The 21,722-nt window shown below is 35.9% G+C and carries 21 protein-coding genes; 8 read left to right on the top strand and 13 right to left on the bottom strand.

What is annotated here, in order from left to right; genetic code table 11:
• Positions 1-32: 32 nt before the first annotated feature.
• Positions 33-1,271 carry an imidazolonepropionase gene (gene hutI, locus IEW45_RS11120; protein WP_188621323.1) on the top strand — a complete coding sequence of 413 codons (1,239 nt, stop codon included), beginning with the start codon at positions 33-35 and terminating at the stop codon, positions 1,269-1,271.
• A gap of 85 nt (positions 1,272-1,356) precedes the next feature.
• Here hutI and IEW45_RS11115 read toward each other — a convergent pair whose 3' ends face one another.
• Complete coding sequence (locus IEW45_RS11115) at positions 1,357-2,235, bottom strand: DUF8428 domain-containing protein (RefSeq protein ID WP_188621322.1); 879 nt, start codon at positions 2,233-2,235, stop codon at positions 1,357-1,359.
• A gap of 103 nt (positions 2,236-2,338) precedes the next feature.
• On the opposite strand from IEW45_RS11115, the gene IEW45_RS11110 reads away from it, so the two are divergent.
• The 5 genes from IEW45_RS11110 (at position 2,339) to IEW45_RS11090 (ending at position 6,620) form a co-directional block, all read left to right on the top strand.
• Positions 2,339-3,370: a formimidoylglutamase gene (locus tag IEW45_RS11110; RefSeq protein ID WP_188621321.1), complete on the top strand. Its 1,032-nt coding sequence runs from the start codon at positions 2,339-2,341 to the stop codon at positions 3,368-3,370.
• An 89-nt stretch (positions 3,371-3,459) separates the two neighbouring features.
• The gene (locus tag IEW45_RS11105; RefSeq protein ID WP_188621320.1) at positions 3,460-4,788 is read left to right on the top strand and encodes a DEAD/DEAH box helicase; all 1,329 of its coding nucleotides are present in this window, start codon (positions 3,460-3,462) and stop codon (positions 4,786-4,788) included.
• A 62-nt stretch (positions 4,789-4,850) separates the two neighbouring features.
• Entirely contained in the window at positions 4,851-5,375 is a 525-nt protein-coding gene (locus IEW45_RS11100) for a hypothetical protein (protein WP_188621319.1), read from the top strand.
• A gap of 78 nt (positions 5,376-5,453) precedes the next feature.
• Positions 5,454-5,771, top strand: coding sequence for a hypothetical protein (locus IEW45_RS11095; protein ID WP_188621318.1), 318 nt, complete (start codon positions 5,454-5,456; stop codon positions 5,769-5,771).
• A gap of 3 nt (positions 5,772-5,774) precedes the next feature.
• A complete protein-coding gene (locus tag IEW45_RS11090) occupies positions 5,775-6,620 on the top strand; it encodes an endonuclease/exonuclease/phosphatase family protein (protein WP_188621317.1) in 846 nt (281 codons plus the stop codon).
• Positions 6,621-6,624: 4 nt separating this feature from the next.
• On the opposite strand, the gene IEW45_RS11085 is transcribed toward IEW45_RS11090, so the two are convergent.
• The 10 genes from IEW45_RS11085 to IEW45_RS11040 form a co-directional block, all read right to left on the bottom strand.
• Positions 6,625-7,065 (bottom strand): protease complex subunit PrcB family protein, encoded by a 441-nt coding sequence (locus IEW45_RS11085; protein WP_188621316.1) that lies wholly within the window; start codon positions 7,063-7,065, stop codon positions 6,625-6,627.
• Positions 7,062-8,195, bottom strand: a complete 1,134-nt coding sequence (gene bshA / locus IEW45_RS11080; protein WP_188621315.1) for an N-acetyl-alpha-D-glucosaminyl L-malate synthase BshA — start codon at positions 8,193-8,195, stop codon at positions 7,062-7,064. Before bshA ends, IEW45_RS11085 begins: the two co-directional genes overlap by 4 nt.
• A gap of 92 nt (positions 8,196-8,287) precedes the next feature.
• The gene (locus tag IEW45_RS11075; RefSeq protein ID WP_188621314.1) at positions 8,288-8,743 is read right to left on the bottom strand and encodes a DUF1801 domain-containing protein; all 456 of its coding nucleotides are present in this window, start codon (positions 8,741-8,743) and stop codon (positions 8,288-8,290) included.
• 6 nt (positions 8,744-8,749) lie between these two features.
• The gene (locus IEW45_RS11070) at positions 8,750-11,716 is read right to left on the bottom strand and encodes a serine hydrolase domain-containing protein (RefSeq protein WP_188621313.1); all 2,967 of its coding nucleotides are present in this window, start codon (positions 11,714-11,716) and stop codon (positions 8,750-8,752) included.
• Positions 11,717-11,813: 97 nt separating this feature from the next.
• Positions 11,814-12,296 carry an ABC transporter ATPase gene (locus IEW45_RS11065; RefSeq protein WP_188621312.1) on the bottom strand — a complete coding sequence of 161 codons (483 nt, stop codon included), beginning with the start codon at positions 12,294-12,296 and terminating at the stop codon, positions 11,814-11,816.
• Positions 12,297-12,306: 10 nt separating this feature from the next.
• A complete protein-coding gene (locus IEW45_RS11060; protein WP_188621311.1) occupies positions 12,307-13,101 on the bottom strand; it encodes a (Fe-S)-binding protein in 795 nt (264 codons plus the stop codon).
• 9 nt (positions 13,102-13,110) lie between these two features.
• Positions 13,111-13,563: an LNS2 domain-containing protein gene (locus IEW45_RS11055; protein WP_188621310.1), complete on the bottom strand. Its 453-nt coding sequence runs from the start codon at positions 13,561-13,563 to the stop codon at positions 13,111-13,113.
• Between the two features lie 13 nt (positions 13,564-13,576).
• Positions 13,577-14,911: a 4Fe-4S dicluster domain-containing protein gene (locus IEW45_RS11050; RefSeq protein ID WP_188621309.1), complete on the bottom strand. Its 1,335-nt coding sequence runs from the start codon at positions 14,909-14,911 to the stop codon at positions 13,577-13,579.
• A gap of 49 nt (positions 14,912-14,960) precedes the next feature.
• On the bottom strand, positions 14,961-15,914 hold the full coding sequence (locus IEW45_RS11045) for an MlaD family protein (RefSeq protein WP_308421051.1): 954 nt from the start codon (positions 15,912-15,914) through the stop codon (positions 14,961-14,963).
• 117 nt (positions 15,915-16,031) lie between these two features.
• Positions 16,032-17,162, bottom strand: a complete 1,131-nt coding sequence (locus IEW45_RS11040; protein WP_188621308.1) for an N-acetylmuramoyl-L-alanine amidase family protein — start codon at positions 17,160-17,162, stop codon at positions 16,032-16,034.
• Between the two features lie 122 nt (positions 17,163-17,284).
• Between IEW45_RS11040 and IEW45_RS11035 the strand changes: the two genes are divergently transcribed.
• Together IEW45_RS11035 and IEW45_RS11030 are read left to right on the top strand one after the other, a co-directional pair.
• Positions 17,285-19,987: a putative LPS assembly protein LptD gene (locus tag IEW45_RS11035; protein ID WP_373283192.1), complete on the top strand. Its 2,703-nt coding sequence runs from the start codon at positions 17,285-17,287 to the stop codon at positions 19,985-19,987.
• 14 nt (positions 19,988-20,001) lie between these two features.
• Positions 20,002-20,382, top strand: coding sequence for a RidA family protein (locus IEW45_RS11030; RefSeq protein WP_188621306.1), 381 nt, complete (start codon positions 20,002-20,004; stop codon positions 20,380-20,382).
• Here the strand turns inward: IEW45_RS11030 and IEW45_RS11025 are convergent.
• Positions 20,363-20,737 carry a methylglyoxal synthase gene (locus tag IEW45_RS11025; protein WP_188621305.1) on the bottom strand — a complete coding sequence of 125 codons (375 nt, stop codon included), beginning with the start codon at positions 20,735-20,737 and terminating at the stop codon, positions 20,363-20,365. The genes IEW45_RS11030 and IEW45_RS11025 overlap by 20 nt on opposite strands.
• A gap of 3 nt (positions 20,738-20,740) precedes the next feature.
• Positions 20,741-21,592 (bottom strand): N-acetylglucosamine kinase, encoded by an 852-nt coding sequence (locus IEW45_RS11020; RefSeq protein WP_188621304.1) that lies wholly within the window; start codon positions 21,590-21,592, stop codon positions 20,741-20,743.
• Positions 21,593-21,722 lie beyond the last annotated feature (130 nt).

Raw genomic sequence — 21,722 nt, 5'->3', positions numbered from 1 at the left:
AATCAATTCTATTTTTACAAAAAGTTTAAAATATGAAGTTACTTATTACCAATATTACAACATTACTACAGGTACGCGATACCAATATTGATAAAATATCAGGAAAAGACATGGCAAACCTGCCTTTACTTGAAAACGCATGGTTACTTATAGAAAATGACACTATAGCCGATTATGGCACTATGGACAACTGTCCTGATATAAATGATGCTGAAATTATAAACGCAGAAGGTAAAACGGTACTGCCTGCTTGGTGCGACAGCCACACCCACATAGTATATGCCGGTAACCGTGAACAGGAGTTTGTAGACCGTATTAACGGACTTTCATACGAGGAAATAGCATCGCGCGGAGGTGGTATACTAAACTCTGCTAAAAAACTGAATAAAACCAGTGAAGAGGAACTATATCAACAGTCAAAAGAAAGGCTGGAAGAAGTAATGCGTCAGGGTTCGGGAGCGGTAGAAATAAAATCTGGTTACGGGTTAACTGTAGATGGCGAACTTAAAATGCTACGCGTTATAAAACGCCTTCGTGAAGAATATCCTGTTGCTATTAAAGCTACTTTTTTAGGGGCTCATGCATTCCCTGCGGAATATAAAGAAAACCATGAGGGCTATATAGATGTTATAGTTAACGAAATGCTTCCTAAAATTGCCGAGGAAAATTTAGCAGACTATATTGATGCTTTCTGTGAAACGGGTTACTTCTCTGTAGCAGAAACCGAACGCATTATGGAAGCGGGTAAAAAATACGGACTTACCGCTAAAATACACGTTAACCAGTTTACAGCTATTAACGGTATAGAGGCTTGTGTTAAGCACAATGCACTAAGCGTAGACCACCTTGAAATAGTTACTGATGAGGATGTTGAAGTACTGAAAAACAGTAACACAATTCCAGTAGCACTACCTAGCTGTTCTTTCTTTATCAGTATACCATATACACCTGCTCGAAAAATTATTGATGCAGGTTTACCACTGGCACTTGCTACCGATTTTAACCCTGGTACTACCCCATCCGGTAATATGAACTTAGTTGTGGCAACAGCCTGTATTAAAATGAAAATGACTCCGGAAGAGGCTATTAATGCAGCGACTGTAAATGGTGCATATGCTATGGGTATAAGCGATACTCATGGCAGTATTACAAAAGGGAAAAAAGCTAATATTATAATTACAAAACCGCTTTCTTCATACTATCAACTACCGTATGCTTTTGGCAGTAACTTAATTGATACTGTATTAATAAACGGTAAAGCTATAGAGTAGAAAGCCAATATTGCTTTTAGGTATGAGCAATAAAAAAGCCTGTAGTTGTACTACAGGCTTTTATTTTTATATGTTGCTTACTTTATTAGTCTAAAGTAAAGGTTGATGAAGCTACAGGTGTACCTCCGTCAAAAAGGTTTACATAATAAGTACCTTTTTCAAAATCATCTCCTTTAAGTTCTTCTGAAACTTTTATCGTTTTATTTTCATATTCTGCATTGGTTATAAAGCTATACGTTAACGTATACTCACCAAACACTTCTGTTTTCTTATCACCTAAAACGTTGTTCTTAGGGTCTATAACCTGTACATAGTACATCTTTTCTCCCGCATTTGCTACTTCGTTAGCAGCAATAGTAAATCCTATTTTTAAAAGGTCTACACGTCTCGCTCTGTCCGTAGCAATTAATTTACCGGATCTTCTTTGCTTGTAAGGTTCCGCTTTAAGGTCTACAATAGTTAACTTAGAAGCTCTGTCAATAGTTTTACTTAAACGCTCATTTTGGTTTATCAGCGTATCATTATACGTCTTAGAGTCACTAAGTGCAGTCATGGTACTGTCACGCTCTGTTAATAACCTGGCATTTTCCTCTTTAAGCATTTTATTTTCAGCTATAAGGTTATCCATCTCCTTTTTAAGCTTAAAATATTGTTGCTTGTATCTGTTTAATGCTGCAACATCGCCTTCTGCTTTTTTAACCTGCTCCAAAAGTTCCTGCACTTTAGCGCGCTCTTCCTCAAAATCAGCAGCTAACTCTGAATTTTGCGCCTCAGCATCACTGTACTGTTTTTTAGCAGCTTCAAGGTCAGCTATTAACTGCTCTTTTTCAGTTACAAACTTTTTCTCAGAAGCTTCATTGTCTGTACTCATTTTATACATAAAGGCAAGACTACCTACTAAAAGAATAGCAAGAACTACTATTATAGCTTTTAAGCTGGAATTACTTTTCTCTCTTTTTTCCATGTCTAATTTATAGTTTCAACAAAGTTAAATATTATTTATATATACTATATTTTTTAACGAAATTTTAGTTAATTATAGTATTTTTGGGGTACTAGAAAATTATATGGAAAACATTATAAGGCTTACAAACAGCGATATTACCAAGTATACATCGCAACGCAGTGGAGAAATAAAATTTGGCGAACGCATACTTACAGTTCCCAAAAACAAAGATATCTGGGAGTTTACTAAAGAGTGTAATGCGGAATTTGTATTATTTGGTATACCCGAAGATATTGGTGTTCGGGCTAACTTTGGCAGATGCGGGGCTACATCAGCATGGGAATCTGCTCTAAAAAGTATTGTTAACATACAGCATAATAAATTTTGTAAAGGCAGTCACCTATTAGTACTGGGACATCTTGACGTTACACAGGCTCTTGAAGATGCCGAAGATTTAGATACTAACGTACCGGAAGAAAGAAAAGAACTTTCTTCTATTATTGCTGCTATAGATAAAGAGGTATCACATATAGTACGCAATATAGTTGCAGCAGGTAAAACACCTATTATTATTGGCGGAGGGCATAATAATGCTTACGGTAATATAAAAGGTACTGCCCTTGCCTATGGTAAACCTATTAATGTTATTAATTTTGATGCCCATACTGATTTCCGAATAATGGAAGGACGCCATAGTGGTAACGGATTCACCTATGCTTATGAAGAAGGTTTCCTTAAAAAGTACTTCATATTCGGTATTCATGAAAACTATACCTCAAAAGGTGTATTAGAAAGCCTTAAAAAGCAAAAGGAAAGAATAAAATATAACACTTATGAGCAAATAGCCGTACGCGGAGAAAAAAATTTCTCTGATGAGCTTGGTCATGCGCTTGGTTTTATAGAAGATGAAACCTTTGGTATTGAAATAGACTTAGATGCTTTACCAAATGTTGCCAGTAGTGCTATGACGCCAAGCGGTTTCAGTATAGAAAAAGTACGCCAGTTTATACATTATTTCGGGAGAAATAAAAAAGCTGCTTACCTGCATTTATGCGAGGGAGCACCTACCTTAGACAATAAAGCTAACCAGCACTTAACAGGCAAGCTAATTGCATTTTTAGTTACTGACTTTATGAAAGCTAAAGAGTTGTAAACCATAGCAAAAATAACTGCTAAATTTAAATAGATTACCTTTGAAGGCGCTTAGTACATATTGCTAAGCGCTTAATACTATTATTATACATGAAATTTGAAGATTTAAACTTATTAAAAAACATACAACATGCATTGGCTGACCAAGGGTACGAAGAACCTACCCCTATACAACAGCAAGCCATTCCTGTTATACTTAACGATAAAGACCTTGTGGGCTGCGCTCAAACCGGTACCGGTAAAACAGCAGCTTTTGCTATACCTATACTTAATCAACTACATAGAATTGTAGGTTCGGCAAAAAAAGTAAAGCGTATACGCACACTTGTTATTACCCCTACCCGCGAGCTTGCACTGCAAATTGGTGAAAGTTTTGATACGTATGGTAAATATACCAATGTACGGCAGCTTACTATTTTTGGTGGTGTAAATCAGGTTACACAAACAGACCAGCTTAAAAAGGGTGTTGATGTACTTATTGCAACACCAGGACGTTTACTGGATTTGCACAAACAAGGCTTTATAAACCTTGATTACCTGCACCACTTAGTGCTTGATGAAGCCGACCAAATGCTGGATATGGGCTTTATTAACGATGTAAAAAAGATTATAAAGCTAACACCCGATAACAGGCAAACATTATTGTTTTCGGCTACTATGCCTATTGCAATACGTGAACTTGCCGACACCTTCCTTACTGAACCTGAATACATATCAGTAGCACCTATATCGTCAACAGCCGAACGTGTTAAACAACAGGTTTACCATGTAGATAAAACCAATAAGCGTAAACTACTATACCATCTTATTCGCAATGAAAACCTGTCTAATGTTTTAGTATTTACCCGTACCAAGCACGGTGCTGATAATGTTGTAAAAGCATTAAAAAAGAATGGTATAGAAGCGGGTGCCATTCACGGTGATAAATCACAGAATACAAGAGTTAAAATGCTTAATGCATTTAAAAATAAAGAAATAGCTGTTTTAGTAGCTACTGATATTGCTGCAAGAGGTATAGATATTGACAACCTGCCTTATGTTATTAATTTTGACTTACCTAATATTCCCGAAACTTACGTTCACCGTATTGGGCGAACAGGAAGAGCGGGTAACGAAGGGCTTGCTATTTCATTCTGCGGAAAAGATGAACTTACCTATCTTAAAGATATTCAGAAGTTAATACGACTGCAAATTAAGGTTATTGACGGTCACCCTTATCCCTATCAGGAAAACGCTGATAAAGAAGAGGAAAGTAAAAAGCCTGCGGGTAATAACCGAAACAGTAACAACAGGAATAATAACAGAAGTAATAGTAATAAAGGAGGTAGTAGTAATAAAGGAGGTAGTAGTAATACCTCGAAAAAATCAAAGTCTCGAAAGTCTACTGCTTCTAAAAAAAAGAAAAAACGCTGGTATTAATCAGTGTTTTTTCTTTTTAAATATGTTTACATTTATATGCTGTAAATAATGCTTTAAAGTTTATGAAGAAGTTTTTTATATTTTGCCTGTTCCTAGTTGCAGGTACAGGTTTTTCACAAAATAATACATCATCTGAAAAAACAGATAAAAGTGAATGGGATGCTTTAGATAAAGTTTTCATCAAGCTAATAGAATCTCTATTAAACGAGGACAAAAACACATTTAAAACTGTTTGTTATGGTGCTGTAGACTGTATAGATTGTGTAGGAAAACCTGAATTTAACGAAGAAGGTAATTTTGTAACATCGGAAGTATTCTATTTAAACATTGCCAAAAACTTTGATAAATCACCTGTGTATAAAGCATTAGTAAAAAGAGGCTACACTTTTAGCACAATTACTATAAAAGACTTTAAATCTAAATACTTACCAACAAACTATCCTAAGGATTTAAAGCTTTATGAGGTATGGATACCTACCTACTTAGCAAACGAACTTTCGAAAGGGCACCCGGGCTCCAGCCATGCTTTTCAGTTTGTAAAAATAAACGGTGAATTTAAACTTTACGGAATGACTTCTATTCCATAAAAAGGGTATTGGAGCAACTTACATTTAACACGCTAAATAAAAATATTTAAGTACTTTTAAGGATAAATAATAATCCTTATGAGTAACATTTCCTATCACTACGCTACTGTTTTAAAAGCTATAAACGAACTAAGAGAAAAAGGTTACACCGAAGATTTTAACCTTGAAGAAAACTGCCTAACCTGTATTTCGGGCAATTTTAATCATGATGAGTTTGAAATAAGCGATATTTACTTTTACGAAGGCGAATCAAACCCTGATGATGAAGCTACTGTATATGGTATTGTATCAACATCGGGTGTAAAAGGTATATTGGTAACAGGTGATGAAACCACTTCTTCTCCTATGGAGAATAAAGTTATCGAAAAACTTTTGATACACCGTAAAAGGAAGTAAACAATGACTTGTAAAAGAACTTTAGTCCTTTTCACATTACTAATCAGTCTCAATAGTTTTTGTCAGGATATTAAGGTCATGTCCTATAACATCAGGCTTGATGTAGCAAGCGACGGTGAAAACCGTTGGGACAACCGAAAGGAATTTTTAGCACAACAGGTAATGTTTTATGAACCCGACTTTATGGGCGTTCAGGAAGCCTTACCTACGCAAATGGCATATCTTCTTTTGTATTTAAACAATCAGTATGATGCTATAGGTGTTGGACGAGAAGATGGAAAAGCCGAAGGCGAATATTCAGCTATATTTTACAATAGTAAAAAATATAAGGTAGTACAGCAATCAACCTTTTGGTTGTCCGAAACACCTGATTTACCATCAATGGGTTGGGATGCTGCCTGTAAAAGAATTTGTACTTATGGCTTATTTGAGAATATAATTACCAAACAAAAAATATGGGTTTTTAATACGCATTTTGACCATGTAGGGACTATTGCACGTGCTGAAAGTGCTGAACTTATCCTTAAAAAGATAAACGAGCTAAACACACAAAACTATCCTTTTGTACTTACCGGCGATTTTAATTTAGAACCTGATAGTGAACCTATAAATGAAATAAAAAAAGTATTAAATGACAGTAAAGATATAGCCGAACTTACTTTTGGACCTATAGGCACATTTAACGGTTTTGAGTTTAACAAACCTGTTACTCGTAGAATAGATTATATTTTCACGACTCCTACAGGTATAACAGTAGTAAAATATGCTGTATTAAGCGATTCTAAAGATTGCCGTTACCCTTCTGACCATCTGCCTGTATATGCAGAGATAGAAATAACAGAACCTTAAAAACTTACATCTTTACAGGATTCTCTTTTACCTCAACATCATTTGCTTTGGGTATTAATGCTACACAGTAAGGTGCTGTTAATGCCATAGTAACGGCAGCACCGGGCTCAGGAACTGTGTTTTTAACTAAAACAAGTGCTGTGTTCTCTTCAACTGTAACCTTTTCTATAGTTATACTATAGCCACCACTTCTTTTTTGCCCCATAAAAACAGCTACTACACTATTTTTGGCAAAGTTTACAGCAGGTACTTCCTGAATATTCAATTCTTTGCATAGTGCTATTAACGCTTTTGTATCGTTAACAAGTTCGTGCGATTCGGTTTCTCTGCCTCCGTAGCCATTTTCTTTTAAAATGGTGAAGTTGGCTTCTCCGGAAGCTGCTTTTTTACTGTTACAACTTATTATTGTTATCAAGATAAAACTTAATGCTACTAATTTTTTCATACTAATTTTTTTAAAGCTTTACGATATAATTGTTCGTATAAAGGTACTATTTTATCTATATTAAATTCCTGTGCTACTTTTAAAGCATTTGATTTGAACTTTAGTAATACTTCATCATCCGAAAGTATGCTTAGGGCTTTTTGTGCCATATCCTGCACATCGCCCACATTACTAAGGTAACCTGAAACACCATCTCTGTTAACTTCCGGTAAACCACCAGTGTTAGTAGATATTACAGGTACTCCGCTAGCCATAGCCTCCAGTGCTGCAAGACCAAAACTCTCCGTTTCCGATGGTAACAGGAATAAATCACTAAAACATAATATTTTATCTATCTCGTGGCTATTACCAAAAAATATCACTTTGTCTCCTATGCCCAATTTATCACATAAATCTTCTGCTTCTGCTTTTTCAGGACCATCACCCACCATCATTAATTTGGCAGGTATGCTCTTTTGCACTTCATAAAACACCTTAACAACATCTATAATACGCTTTACACCTCTAAAGTTACTAATGTGTGTTATAATTTTTTGCGTTTCGGTAGCCATCATAGAACGGTGACATTCCGATGTTATATCCGTTTTGTTTTTATCTATTTCAATAAAGTTAGGTATAACTGTTATTTCTCGGTTTATATCAAAATGTTTATACGTATCTTCTTTTAAATTCTCCGATACTGAAGTTACTACATCCGAATGGTTAATACTAAAACTAACGGCAGGTTTATACGTTGGGTGCTTCCCTACAAGTGTAATATCAGTACCGTGCAGTGTAGTTACCATTGGTATGTGTATTCCCTGTTCTTTCAGCATTTTTTTAGCCATATAGCCTGCATAGGCATGCGGAATAGCATAATGCACGTGTAAAAGCTCTATACCATGTAGTTTTACCATATCTACCAGTTTACTGGACAGGGCTAGCTCATACGGTTGGTAGTGAAATAAAGGATATTCAGGAACGTGAACTTCATGATAATGAATGTTTGCATTTAACAATGCCAAACGTACGGGCTGGCTATAGGTAATAAAATGTATTTCGTGCCCTCTGCGTGCTAACTCCAACCCCAGTTCGGTAGCTACAACACCACTACCGCCAAAAGTTGGGTAACATACTATTGCTATTTTCATATAATTATTAAAATGGAGTAACGAAATTAAATAAAAAAAACAGGGTAAGCCCTGTTTTTACACGAAATTAACGCTATAGTGTTTTTATAAAATCAACGTTTAATTTGCGATTCATATAGTGCTATCCATCTTTCAGGAGCAATTTTTGCTACTAATTCTGCTATTAAATCATACGGTATAGCTTCAACTTTTTTAAAACGTACACAGCTTTTACCCATATCCAGTTTGTACTTACTGTGCTTGGGGAACTCTTCAACAAACCAGTTGTACAACTCTTTATCACTATACATACCCATGTGGTAAAACCCTATAAAGTTTTTTTGCGAAGCAATACTCAAAAATGGTAAAGGTGTATTTGGTGTACAATGGTAACCGGCAGGGTATAACGAAAGTGGCACTACATAACCCAACATTCCATAAGCCATACACTCTTCAAAACCTTTAGGTAAATTATTTAAAATCACGTCTCTCAGTTTTTCCATTGCTTCTTTACGATCTTCCGGTAACGAAGCTAAGTATTCTTCAGGTGTTTTTGCTGCTGACTGCATAAGTACTTATTTCTTTTGATTTGTTGTAGTTGACTTTTCTTCTGTGTTAGCCATATCATCAGGCAGCTCTTCATCTATTATAGAATCTTGTATCACCTTTTGTATATCCTCTCTTATGTTATTTTTAGAAAGCCTGTTTTCTCCTGCTTCAGGATACGTCCTGTTAGACAAGAATACATATACAATTTCTGTTTCAGGGTCTGCCCACGCCATAGTACCTGTAAATCCTGTATGCCCAAAACTGGCTTCAGATACACAGTCGCATGTTGGTCCCGGTGGTGTTATTTGCGGCTTGTCAAAACCTAAACCTCTCCTGTTATCTTTTTTACGGGCATAGCTGGTATTAAAAGTATCAAACGTTTCTTCTGAGAAAAAGCGTTGCCCGCCATACGTACCTTTATTTAGGTACATCTGCATAATTTTCGCAACATCCATACTGTTAGAGAAGATGCCGGCATGACCTCCTACTCCGCCCTGCATAGCGGCGCCCATATCGTGTACATAACCTTGTATAGTTTGGTAGCGGAAATAATTGTCTATCTCCGTTGGTGGTATAATACACATATCAAACTTACGTAATGGATTATATGTTGTATAACTTGCACCCAATGGTTTATAGAAAGCCTCATCACTCAACACATCCAGTGTTTTACCCGATTGTCTTTCTAAGTACTCTTTTAAAAGTATAAAAGTAAAATCGCTGTATTTATATTTCTTTTTGGGTAATAAGTCTGTCTCAGCAATTATCTTAACTATACTATCAGGATAGTCTTTACGCATATACAGGTTTTCCGATACTTGATATGGAAATTCAGGGCTATATACTTTCTTGTAATAAATGGAATCAGGGTGTTTGGTACTATCCAATGTATTTACATAGAAAGGTAACCAGGGCTTAAATCCTGCCTGATGCAATAACATATCTTTTAGTGTAATGTTCTTTTTATCAGTATTAGCAAACTCTTTCAGCATTTTACCAAGTCTTGCATCCAACTCAAGTTTATTTTCGTCATATAACTGCATTACATTAGGTAATGTAGAAAGTATTTTGGTTAAAGAAGCTACATCATAAATATCGCTGTTCTTTACAGGCATATCATTATCATAGGTATGGTAACCAAATGATTTTTGGTAGAAAACCTTACCTCTGCGCGCTAGTAATACCTGTAAACCGGGAGTCATTTTTTCAACAATAGCTTTACGTGCCAGTAAATCTATGTGGGTAAGCATAGCAGGATTCATACCTACATTTTGAGGCGTTGTAAAACCAAGCCTGTTTAGTGACTGCGTTTCTATACCTTCGCCCACTGCAAAACTGCCACCTATAGAAACAGGTACTTTTCCTTTTGAGCCTAATGCCCCAAAAATAACTTCGGCAGCAACTGTTTGCGCTATTTCATTATTTTGATATGCCAAAACAAGTCCTTCAATAGACTTGAAGTTTTTAATTGGTATTAAAGAATAAGGTTTTGTAAAAGCCGTAAGTATTACTTTTTTTTGTGCTGCAATAGTATCCAGCCACAGTAATTCTTCATCAGTAAAATTATGGTTTTTCCATGCGCCATCAGCTTTATGGAAACCTATAATTACCGTGCTATATCCTGAAAGATTATCTAATATCTCAGATAAATTATCGCCTGATACTTCGGTAACGGCTGCATACTTTTGTAGCATTTCTAAAAAATGAGAACCATCATCATTACCCATTTTTACATACGCTATATTTTCTGTAGCAAGGTCTTGTATCGGTAAAGTATTATAGTCGCTTTTCAGTACTGTTACCGCTTCTTCATACAGCTTATAGTTGATATCATCATTCTCAAAGCCGTTTAAATCATTGTATAAATTATCAATTTCAATCGGCTTATAGTTATTTAATCCTGCCCTGAATTTATATGCTAATATCTTTTTAACCGAATACTCTAAACGCTCCTCTGACAGCACCCCATTATCGTAGGCTTCCTTAAACTTTTCAATAGCAGTAGGTACATTTTCACTAAACAATAACACATCGTTACCTGCTAAAAAGGCTTCTACATCAATATCACCCGGTTGCATATAGCTACTGGCGCCTTTCATATTAAGGGCATCTGTAAAAATAAGACCTCTAAACCCTAATTCATCCTGTAGTATATTGGTTACTACATTATACGATAATGAGGTAGGATAATTGGGCGTAGGGTCAACACTCGGTACATTAAGGTGTGCTACCATTATACTGGCAAGCCCTTCATCAAAAAGCTGTTTATAAGGATAAAACTCCATGTTTTCGAGCCTTTCCCTGTTAAATGGTAAGTATGGTAACGAATGATGAGAATCAGTAGCCGTATCGCCATGTCCCGGGAAGTGTTTACCTGTTGCATACACTCCTTGGCTTTGCAGTCCTTTCATTAATGCTAAAGCGTGGCTGGCAACATTTTCTTTACTTTCTCCAAATGAACGATTACCTATAATCGGGTTATCAGGATTTGTATTAATATCCAAAACAGGTGCGAAATTAAAATGAATACCCATTCGGTTAGATTGTAACCCCATCTGCTCACCAAGTGTCTCAATAAGGTCTAAATCTTGCACTGCACCAAGTGTCATATTCCAGGGAAAGCGGTAGGTGGAGTCTAATCTCATACTTAAACCCCACTCGGCATCTATACCGATGAATAGAGGAACGTCAGACTCTGCCTGATAGCGATTAGTAAGTTTTGCCTGTCTTACAGGTCCACCCTGAAAAAAAATAAGCCCACCTATTTTATGCTTAGTTATAAGTGTATCTATACTTTGTACATGCTTCGAATCTTTATTGGAATAGGCTGCAACCATAAATAACTGCCCTACTCTTTCTTCAAAAGTAAGTTTGTTATACAAACTGTTTACCCATTGTTGTTCGGCAGGTGTTTTGTAACCGTTGAAAACTTTTACTTCTTGTGCGCAAACAAACTGAGTAAATAAAAATATATATACTATAAGTAACCGCATTAATAATACAGGTGTTTATATATGACAAATCATCATTATCAATTACGTGTAATGATGATTCGCGGATTAATTTTTTATTATTGAAGATGTTATATCTTTAAAAAAAGCGGCTGTGCCAACTTTCACTTGCGGGAACTTCCCAAAAGTCCTGCAACTCTCCTATAGTATTAACGAGATTATTAAACACTATAGTATTTGCCGAAACAGCTTTTTCTTTAGCCATTCTCTTGAAGTCCTTTAAAGGCTTGTGTGCTATATGCTCACCTGTTTTAAAAGTAACGTTCATTTTATCCAGCAGAGAAACATTATATTTTTTCTCTAACTCCTGTATAAAATGTACGGAAGCATCTATAGAACAGCCCGTAGCTGATTGTGACTCCTGATTTACTGCCAGTATTATAAAACGATTGTATTTTATTTGGTAAGAGGCTTCTAAACCTGTACCATGGGCAGCCCACCCTTCAATAAATGTTTGTAATGCTGCATCTAATTCTGCTAATTCTTCTTCAGAGAACTTTCTGTCAGACTGATATATCCATACCCTTGCTTCTTCGGGTAAATTTTCAAATGGAACGTACATAGTTTCTTAATTATAAATCTTGTGCATTAGCAATAAGCTCGGCAACATCCAGCACCTGAACATCTGCTTCTCTGTTTTTGGCTTTAACACCATCGGTAAGCATAGTGTTACAGAAAGGGCAACCTGCTGCTATAATTTCAGGCTGTGTTTCCAGTGCTTCTTCTGTTCTTTCTACGTTAACGTCCTTATCTCCTTTTTCAGGTTCTTTAAACATTTGCGCGCCACCAGCACCACAACATAAACCATTTCTTTTAGAGCGTTTCATTTCTACCAATGCAGCATCCAGTTTCTCTATAAGTTCACGCGGTGCTTCATAAACATTATTTGCGCGACCTAAGTAACAAGGGTCGTGGAAAGTAATTTTCTTTCCTTTAAACTGACCGCCTTCAATGGTTAGCCTGCCATCTTCCAGTAATGATTTTAAAAACTGGGTATGGTGTACTACTTCATATTTTCCACCTAACCCCGGATATTCGTTTTTAATAGTATTAAAGCAATGCGGGCATGCAGTAACTATTTTCTTTACCTCATAACCATCTAAAACCTGAATGTTCATCATGGCCTGCATCTGGAAAAGAAACTCGTTTCCTGCTCTTTTAGCAGGGTCTCCCGTACAACCTTCTTCTGTGCCTAAAACAGCAAAAGAAACGTTTGCACGGTTTAATATTTTTACAAATGCTTTGGTTATTTTTTTCGCCCTGTCATCAAAACTGCCCGAACAACCAACCCAAAATAAAACTTCCGGTTGTTGTCCTTGTGCCATCATTTCGGCCATTGTGGGTACTTTCAATTCTTCCTGACTCATATTGTTCTTTTATATATCATGTTTACCATCATCAAAAACCTGAATGGTAACTTCTTTTTCTATTAAATCTGTAAATTTTCCTCTGTAGCGGGTTGCCTTTACTAAGTGGTTATCAATCCAGTGATAGTTTCCTCCACGTGGTTTCCCCATTATCATTCCATGGTATTTGAAACCATGTTTTTTTAACCAGTCTTCAGTTACTTTTCTGTGTTCCTCAGTACGCGATGTAAAAAAGCAAATAATATGCCCCTCATCATACCAACGGTTAAGTGTATCTAAAGCATCAGGATAAACTTCGGCAGTAGCCATACGCTCAGGCTCTTCGTTAGGAATGTCATCACATATAGTACCGTCAATATCAATCAGGTAGTTTTTAATACCTGACGGAAGTATAGGGCTAATGTGTTCCCCGTTTTCGGTAACCTGCTGTAGCTTTTTGTTTATGTCTTCCTGATTTGCCATGTATATATTTAACCTATTCGTCTTTCCAGTTTAACCTGTCCATTTGGTTATACTGCCATGGTGCACCGTTGTTTTCAACATTCGTCATCATGTTGTTTAACTCCATAGGTGCGGCACTCTGTTCCATTACAAGGAATTTTCTTAAATCCATAATAATAGAAAGCGGGTCTATGTTTACCGGACAAGCCTCCACACATCCATTACATGTAGTACATGCCCAAAGTTCTTCCTGGGTTATATAATCATTAAGTAGTGATTTACCATCATCTACAAATGTACCTTTGTTTTTATCAATATTCTTTCCTACCTCTTCCATTCTGTCACGTGTATCCATCATAATTTTACGTGGTGACAGTTTTTTACCTGTTAAATTAGCAGGGCATGCGGAAGTACAACGCCCGCATTCCGTACAAGTATATGCATTCATTAGCTGTACCCAGTTAAGGTCTTGCACATCACTTGCTCCGAATTTTGAAGGAACTTCTTCTTCGCCTGCTTCATTTTCAGGTGGTGCAGCAAATGGGTCAGCATTAGGATCCATCATTAACTCTACCTCTTTAGTTACAGAAGCAAGGTTTTCAAATTGCCCTTTAGGCTTAAGGTTTGCATAATACGTATTAGGGAAGGCTAACAGTATGTGTAAGTGTTTTGAGTAGTACAGGTAGTTCATAAATATTAAAATACCTATAATGTGTAACCACCATGTAGCTCTCTCAATCATTATTACAGTACCTTCTGCCATACCGTCAAAAAGCGGTGCTATAAAGCCTGATACAGGAAATGCTCCTGCCTGAGTGTAATGGTCTGCTCCTACTGTTTGTAAATGGAAATCTGCTGCATTCATTGTAAGGAAAAGCAGCATTAATACTGTTTCAAAGTATAAAATATAGTTAGCATCATTATGTGGCCAGCCTTTAAGGTCGCCATGTGCAAAACGCCATAGTTTTATAATATTTCTTCTTATCCAGAAAATTACTACTGATACTATAACACCCAGTGCTAAAATCTCAAAAAAGCCTATTAAAAAACTATAAGCTCCTCCTAAAAACGAAAATACTCTGTGTGTACCGAATATACCATCTATAATAATTTCAAGAAGTTCAATGTTAATTATTACAAAACCTACATATACTATAATGTGCAGTATACCGGCTACAGGTCGCCTTACCATTTTAGACTGACCCAGCGCAATAAGCGCCATATTATTCCAGCGCTCCTTCGGGTTATCAGAACGGTCTATATCGCGCCCTAATTTAATATTGCGTATTAGTTTTTTTACATTAAACGCAAAAAAGCCGAAGCCTGCTGCGAGAATTAAAACGAATAAAATATTATCAATATAACTCATATAATAAAAAAGTGGCTGGAATATAATACTTAGTATTCTTTCAAAGTTACTATTCTTTTTCTTCTTTTTCTACATAAGGAGTTCCTTTTCTCCCGAATACTGAAAAATGTATATAACGCTTAGGGTTATTTTTTATATCCGCAAGCAGTTCTTTTAATTCGTTTGATGCATCGTTAAGGTTGTTATACATGCTTTCATCTTTAAGCAATTTGCCCATTGTACCTTTACCTGCCTGTACATCATTTATTATATTATCTACATTAGCTAAAGTGCTTTCCAGTTTTCTTACTGTTTGTGCTAAGTTAGCTGCGTTAATAGAATCTGTTATTTTAGCTAAGTTACTTGTTGTAGCCGTAAGGTTTGTCATAGTACTATCTATTTTAACCCGGTTATCAGCAATAACCCCGTTAATAGATTTTGTAGTATAACTAAATTGTTTCATAGTATTGCTTAACTCAGCGATAGAAGAACGAAGGTTGGCCTGTGTTTGTTTATCAAACACATTGTTTAAATTGTTTAAAAGGCTATCGGCAGTTGTAACTGTGGCTTCTACTTTTTCCTGTAAAGGAGATAGCTTTTTTCCTACTACTGAAAGCATTCCGGGCTCTATACCGCTTTTAAGGTAATCACCATCTTCTGCCAGTGTTGTATTCTCCATATCAGGAATAATAGCAATTTTTTTACCGCTAACTATTCCTAAGCCCGGCTCGTATAATACTGCATTACTTGTTTTAGAGATTGGAAAATCAGTATTTTCTATTTGCATTTCTACCAGCAGGTCGCCTTTTACATCATCAATAAAACTTATTGATTTTACATGCCCTATGTTTAAGCCATTAAGCGTAACAGGAGCCGATGGTGATAGTCCTTCTACTTCCTCATATACTACATAAAAGGTTTTATAGGAATTAAAAAGATCTTTACCTTTTAAATAACTGTATCCCCAAATAAATACCAGTATAGCTGCTATTACCAGTATGGCTGTTTTAATTTCTTTACTCACTTTTATAATTTCAATTTATTTTCTTAACAAATGTAGTGCAATAAGTTTTAACAAAGTGTGAAGAATATTCTAAAGGTTTAGAATATTGCTATTTATATTTTTAACTCTTTCTCCCTCCTACTGCTTTTTTTGCAAACTAAGTGCTTCTGTTACTGATATTTTTTCTCCTTTTTTAAATGCTACAGCAAATGCTTCTTTAAAGCCTTTTTCCCTTGCTTCTTTTTGCAGGTTTTGAACTGTTTCGTAACTATTTGTACTACCATAGTAGTATTTTATAAGTGTACCTGACTTTAGCTTAGATACATTATCCAGTCCTTTAAAGTTAGATGCAACCAACTCTAAATCATTACGGCTTGCTGCAATTTGCACCTTATATATAACACCATCTTCATCTACCTCCTCTATGATAGGTTTTGCATCTGGCTCCGGCTTATTGTCTTTTGCAGGGGCTGTATTTACTGTACTTTGTATTATAGGTATATAATATTCCTTTTTATATTCCAATATTGCATCAGCAATAGCTTTTGCCAGTTTATCCTGTCCTTCATCAGAGTTTAGGTATTTCCCTTCAGGCTTATGCGATAAAAATCCTAATTCTACAAGTATTCTTGGCATATATACACCTCTCAAAACAAGGAAACCTGCCTGTTTAACACCTCTGTTTTTTCTCTTTAAATCCTGCGTAAATCCTTTTTGAATTTTACTGGCAAGCTCTATACTTTGGTCAAGGTATTCCTCTTGCTGAATTTGAAGCCCTATTAAAGACTCCGGCTTATTAGGATCATACCCCTTATATTTTATTTTATAGTTCTCCTCCATTGTAACTACGGCATTTTCCTTTTTAGCAACTTCAAGATTCGATGCATTTTTAGTAATACCCATTACAAAGGTTTCAGTACCGTAAGCTGATTGATTGTCTACTGCGTTACAGTGAATGGAAACAAAAATATTAGCATTAGCATTGTTCGCAATATTAGCTCTTTCATCAAGCTCTATAAAAACATCTGTTTTACGGGTATATACCAGGTCAACATCTTTTTGCTGTTCCAGTAGCTTACCCACTTTAAGTACTACGCTTAACGCTATCTGCTTTTCTACATAGCCGTGAGATGATGCTCCCGGGTCTTTACCCCCATGCCCTGCATCAAGAACTACTTTAAATTTAGAGTTGCCTTGTGCAAAAACACTACCACAGCATATAATAAAGACAAATAATATAAGTTTACAATTAAGGCTTCTTTTTGTCATAATATATCTCATTTCAATCCCTTATTGTTAAATTGGGATTAGTGGTTTATTTTACTAAAAATGTCGTAAGTTTGACACTTCAAAAAATAAGCCACATTTTTACAAAAATAGTATTAATAGCGTTGCACACAAAGTTATTTCATATCGTTTTATCAGCAATTTTCCTAACAATCGGGATTTCAGAAATATCAGCTCAGGAAATACCTGATAAATCAATTTCCGTACCCGCTGAAACTGAAAACGATAAGAATCAGGAATTAAAACCTGCTCTTGTTAAAAAGAACGATACTACAGAACAAAAAATTGTCACTGAAACTGATACTGTTAAAAAAAGTAAGTCTTCGCTTGATGCTATTATAACACGTGTAGCTGAGGATTACGAAGAGTTAAATCAGGAAACAAAACAGTTAACTTTATATAATAAAGCTGTACTGCAATATAAAGACATAGAGCTTAAAGCCGGCATAATTGTAATGAATTATGATACTAATGAAATATTTGCCGGACGTATAAAGGACTCTACAGGCACTTACAGCCAACTGCCTTACTTTAAACAAGGAGAAAATGTTGTTGAAGCTGACTCTATTCATTTTAATACTGAAACTAAAAAAGCCCGTATATGGAACTCCCGAACTAACCAAGGAGAGTTTTGGGTTAACGGTGAAGTAACTAAAAAGGAGAACGACTCTGTATACTTTATAAAAGGCGCACGTTTTACAACATCAAAAAATATTGAAGACCCTGAATATTATTTCTACACAAAAAAAATTAAACTGGTTCCCAGTAAAAAAGTTGTTGTAGGTACTACTTATATGGTAATTGCCGATGTACCCACTCCCCTTGCACTACCTTTTGCCTTTTTCCCAATGACAGATTCAGCTGAATCAGGTTTTATAGTACCAACATTTGGAGATAATAACAGACAGGGATATTTCCTTCAAAACGGAGGATATTATTTTGCATTAAGCGATTATTACGATTTAACTGTTTTAGGGGATTACTATACCAATGGTAGTTACGGTTTACGGTTCCAGTCCAGCTATGCAAAGCGATATAAGTTTAATGGTAATGTAAACATACGTTTTGAAAACAATATACAAAGTGAACGGGGTTTTCCTGACTATGCAAGGTCGAAACAGTATAATATACAGTGGTCGCACAATCAGGATGCAAAAGCAAACCCTAACTCCCGATTTTCTGCCAGTGTAAACTTAGGTTCCAGCCAGTATTACAGGCAATCACAAAACCTAAATAACGTAGGTGCAGGATTAAACAATACCTTACAATCATCAGTATCCTACTCCAAAACGTTCCAAACCGTACCGCAGGTTAATTTCTCGCTTAGTGCTACGCATAGTCAAAACACTAATACGGAAGTTATAAATATGACATTGCCTACTTTACAGGCAAGTGTGGACCGTATTTTCCCTTTTGCATCTGAAGATGAACCAAAAAAAGGAATAATAAAAAATGTAAACCTGCAATATAACCTGCGTGGTGAAAACCGAATAAGAACTACTGACTCTTTATTTTTTAAACCTGAGATGTTTAGAGATGCTAAAAGCGGTATGCAACACACTATACCTATTAGCACTAACTTTAAAGTATTTAAGCATTTTAGTGTTTCTGCCAGTACAAACTATCAGGAAACATGGGTTATGAACACTATACAGCGTTATTACAACTCTAATACTAACGAAGTTGAAACCAAAGACGTTAAAGGCTTTGAAACCTTCCGTACTTATAACTTTTCATCTAGTGTAGGTACTACAATATATGGTACGTTTAATTTTGGTGAAGACAAAAAAATACAGGCAATACGCCATACAATACGTCCATCGGTTTCCTATACCTACACTCCTAGCTTTGAAAGATATTATGATACCTATCAAATAGATGCTACAGGAACTACTTATGAGGATTATACACGTTTTGAAGGTGGGCTTTTTGGTGCTCCCGGTAAAAACTATTCTAATAACATAGGACTTAAAGTTAATAACAACTTTGAGGCTAAAATAAGGAACGATAAGGAACCTGATGAAGAGCCTAAAAAGTTAATGCTGCTTAATAACCTTAACTTTGATACCAGCTATAATATGGCTGCCGATTCATTAGCATGGTCGCCCCTACGGGTAACAGCAGGAACAAACCTGTTTAACCAAAAAATGAACATTAACTTCGGTACAACGTTAGACCCTTATGCACTTAATAACGCAGGTGAAAGAATAGATACTTATAATATTAACAATGGCGGTAGCTTGTTTAGAATGACAAGTGCTAACATTAATTTAAACTACTCCCTTTCCAGTAACGATGGTAAGAGCGGGAAAAATAAAAATGAGGATAACCAAACAGCCAGAAACGGTGGTCGTGAAGATGACTTATTTGGTGTTGCTACCGATTTAAGTGACAGGCGTACCAGTATGTTTGATGAAGATGATGATATTGACGAAACTGAAAGTGAAGGCGACACCTTTTTTAATGCTAAACTCCCTTGGGATTTAAGGCTTGCCTATTCCTTAACCTACAATAACAATAAACGACAAAAAAAAATAACAGGTAACTCTATAATGGTTTCGGGTAATATAGACCTTACCCCACGTTGGAAAGTTGGTTTTTCTACAGGTTATGACTTTGTGCAAAAAGGGGTAACATTTACACAACTCCGTTTTGAAAGAGACCTTTTAAGCTGGCGAATGGATTTCCAATGGGTTCCCACAGGTTACAACAAATACTGGAGTTTCTTTATCGGTATAAAATCATCTGTACTTAGCGATATTAAATACGATAAACGTCAAGTACCGGACAGAGTAATTGGTAACTAAAAACGGACTATAAAATGAAAAAAATAATATTTACAGATAAAGCACCCGCCCCTATAGGACCATACAATCAGGCTGTACTTAGCGGCGATACATTATATACATCAGGACAGATAGCTTTACACCCTGAAACAGGTGAACTAATTACCAGTGATATTGAAACAGAAACCAAACAAGTAATGGAGAACATGAAGGCTGTACTTGAAGCTGCCAACATGAACTTTGAACAAGTAGTAAAGGTTTCTATTTTTATTAGTGACATGAACAATTTTGCTAAAATAAACAGCGTTTACGCTACTTATTTTAATGAAAAAACCGCTCCTGCAAGAGAAACGGTTCAGGTGGCATGCTTGCCTAAAAATGTAAATGTTGAAATATCTATGATTGCTGTGAAATAGCCTGCAATAAAAGTTCAGCAGTAGCAGGATTAGTAGCCAGTGGCACATTGTGCACATCACACACTCTTATCAGCATATTAATATCTGCATCATGCGGATGGCTTGCCATTGGGTCTTTAAAGAATAATACCATTTTGGTTTTACCTTCTGCAACGCGAGCTGCTATTTGTGCATCGCCCCCTATTGGTCCCGAAAGCATTTTGTTTACTTTAAAACCTGCCTTTTCAGCTTTACTACCTGTTGTACCGGTAGCAATTAGTTTTATATTCTCCTGAATAAGAATATCTTTATTTTTATTTAAAAACTGCACCATTTCGGCTTTCATACCGTCATGTGCTATTATGGCTATTTCCATAACTTAGTTCAGCTTATGATATTCAATTAACCCGTCAATAGGTCTTCTTAATACGTTACCTATTTTTAAATTGTTCTTAGTTAAAACTTCCGTAAGTTCTGCTTTAAGGTAAAACGCTATAGAACCAACAAAGTGTACAGGAACATCATATGCATTATCATATTGCAGTATATAGTTATCTACAAATACCTGCATAGCATCTGTTATAATTTCTTTTATAAAGCTGTTATCTTTATTCTGAATAAGAAACTTAGCAAAGGTTGCTAAATAAGCGTTTGGATTAGGCTCCTTATATAGGTTATGCTTTATCACATCCGGGTCAAGGTCATACTCTTTTTCAAACTTTTCCGCCAGTTCTTTAGGCATTTTATTGAAATAGTAGCCTCTTATTAAATCTCTCCCAAAACGGTTACCACTACAGTCATCCATGGCAATATAGCCTAATGATTGTACTTTTTGGTGTAATTCTTCACCATCAAAATAGCTACAGTTAGAACCTGTACCCAGTATGCATACTATAGATTTTTCACTAGTAGGATTAGTAGCATAGGCAGCAGCATAAGTATCTTCTTTTACAGATATCTCAGCATTTGGGAAAAACTCCTGAAAAACTTCTTCTTTCATAAAGTTCTTCATTCTGTCAGTTCCGCAACCTGCTCCGTAAAAATACAAGCTGGAAACTTCATTTCTGTTATTATAAATATCAAAGCGAGCTTTAAGACGTTCCAAGGCTTCTTTTTTGCCTATAACTTCCGGACTAAGTCCCAAAGTTTGCGTGGTAAATAGACGGTCGCCATTTTCATCAAGCGCAATCCAGTCTGCCTTTGTAGCCCCGCTGTCTACTAATAATTTCATAATAAATAAGAGTTAGTTATATGTTAAGTTATGTTTGGTATTTAAACCTTGGGTAATTATTGGGTTTAGATTAGGTTAATTTGGGTAAGTATAAAAAAATAAAATCCCGCCTTTACCGTAATAAAAGCGG

Source organism: Flavobacterium suaedae (assembly GCF_014642915.1).
GTDB lineage: Bacteria > Bacteroidota > Bacteroidia > Flavobacteriales > Flavobacteriaceae > Flavobacterium > Flavobacterium suaedae.
This window is presented reverse-complemented; position numbering and strand designations above follow the sequence as displayed.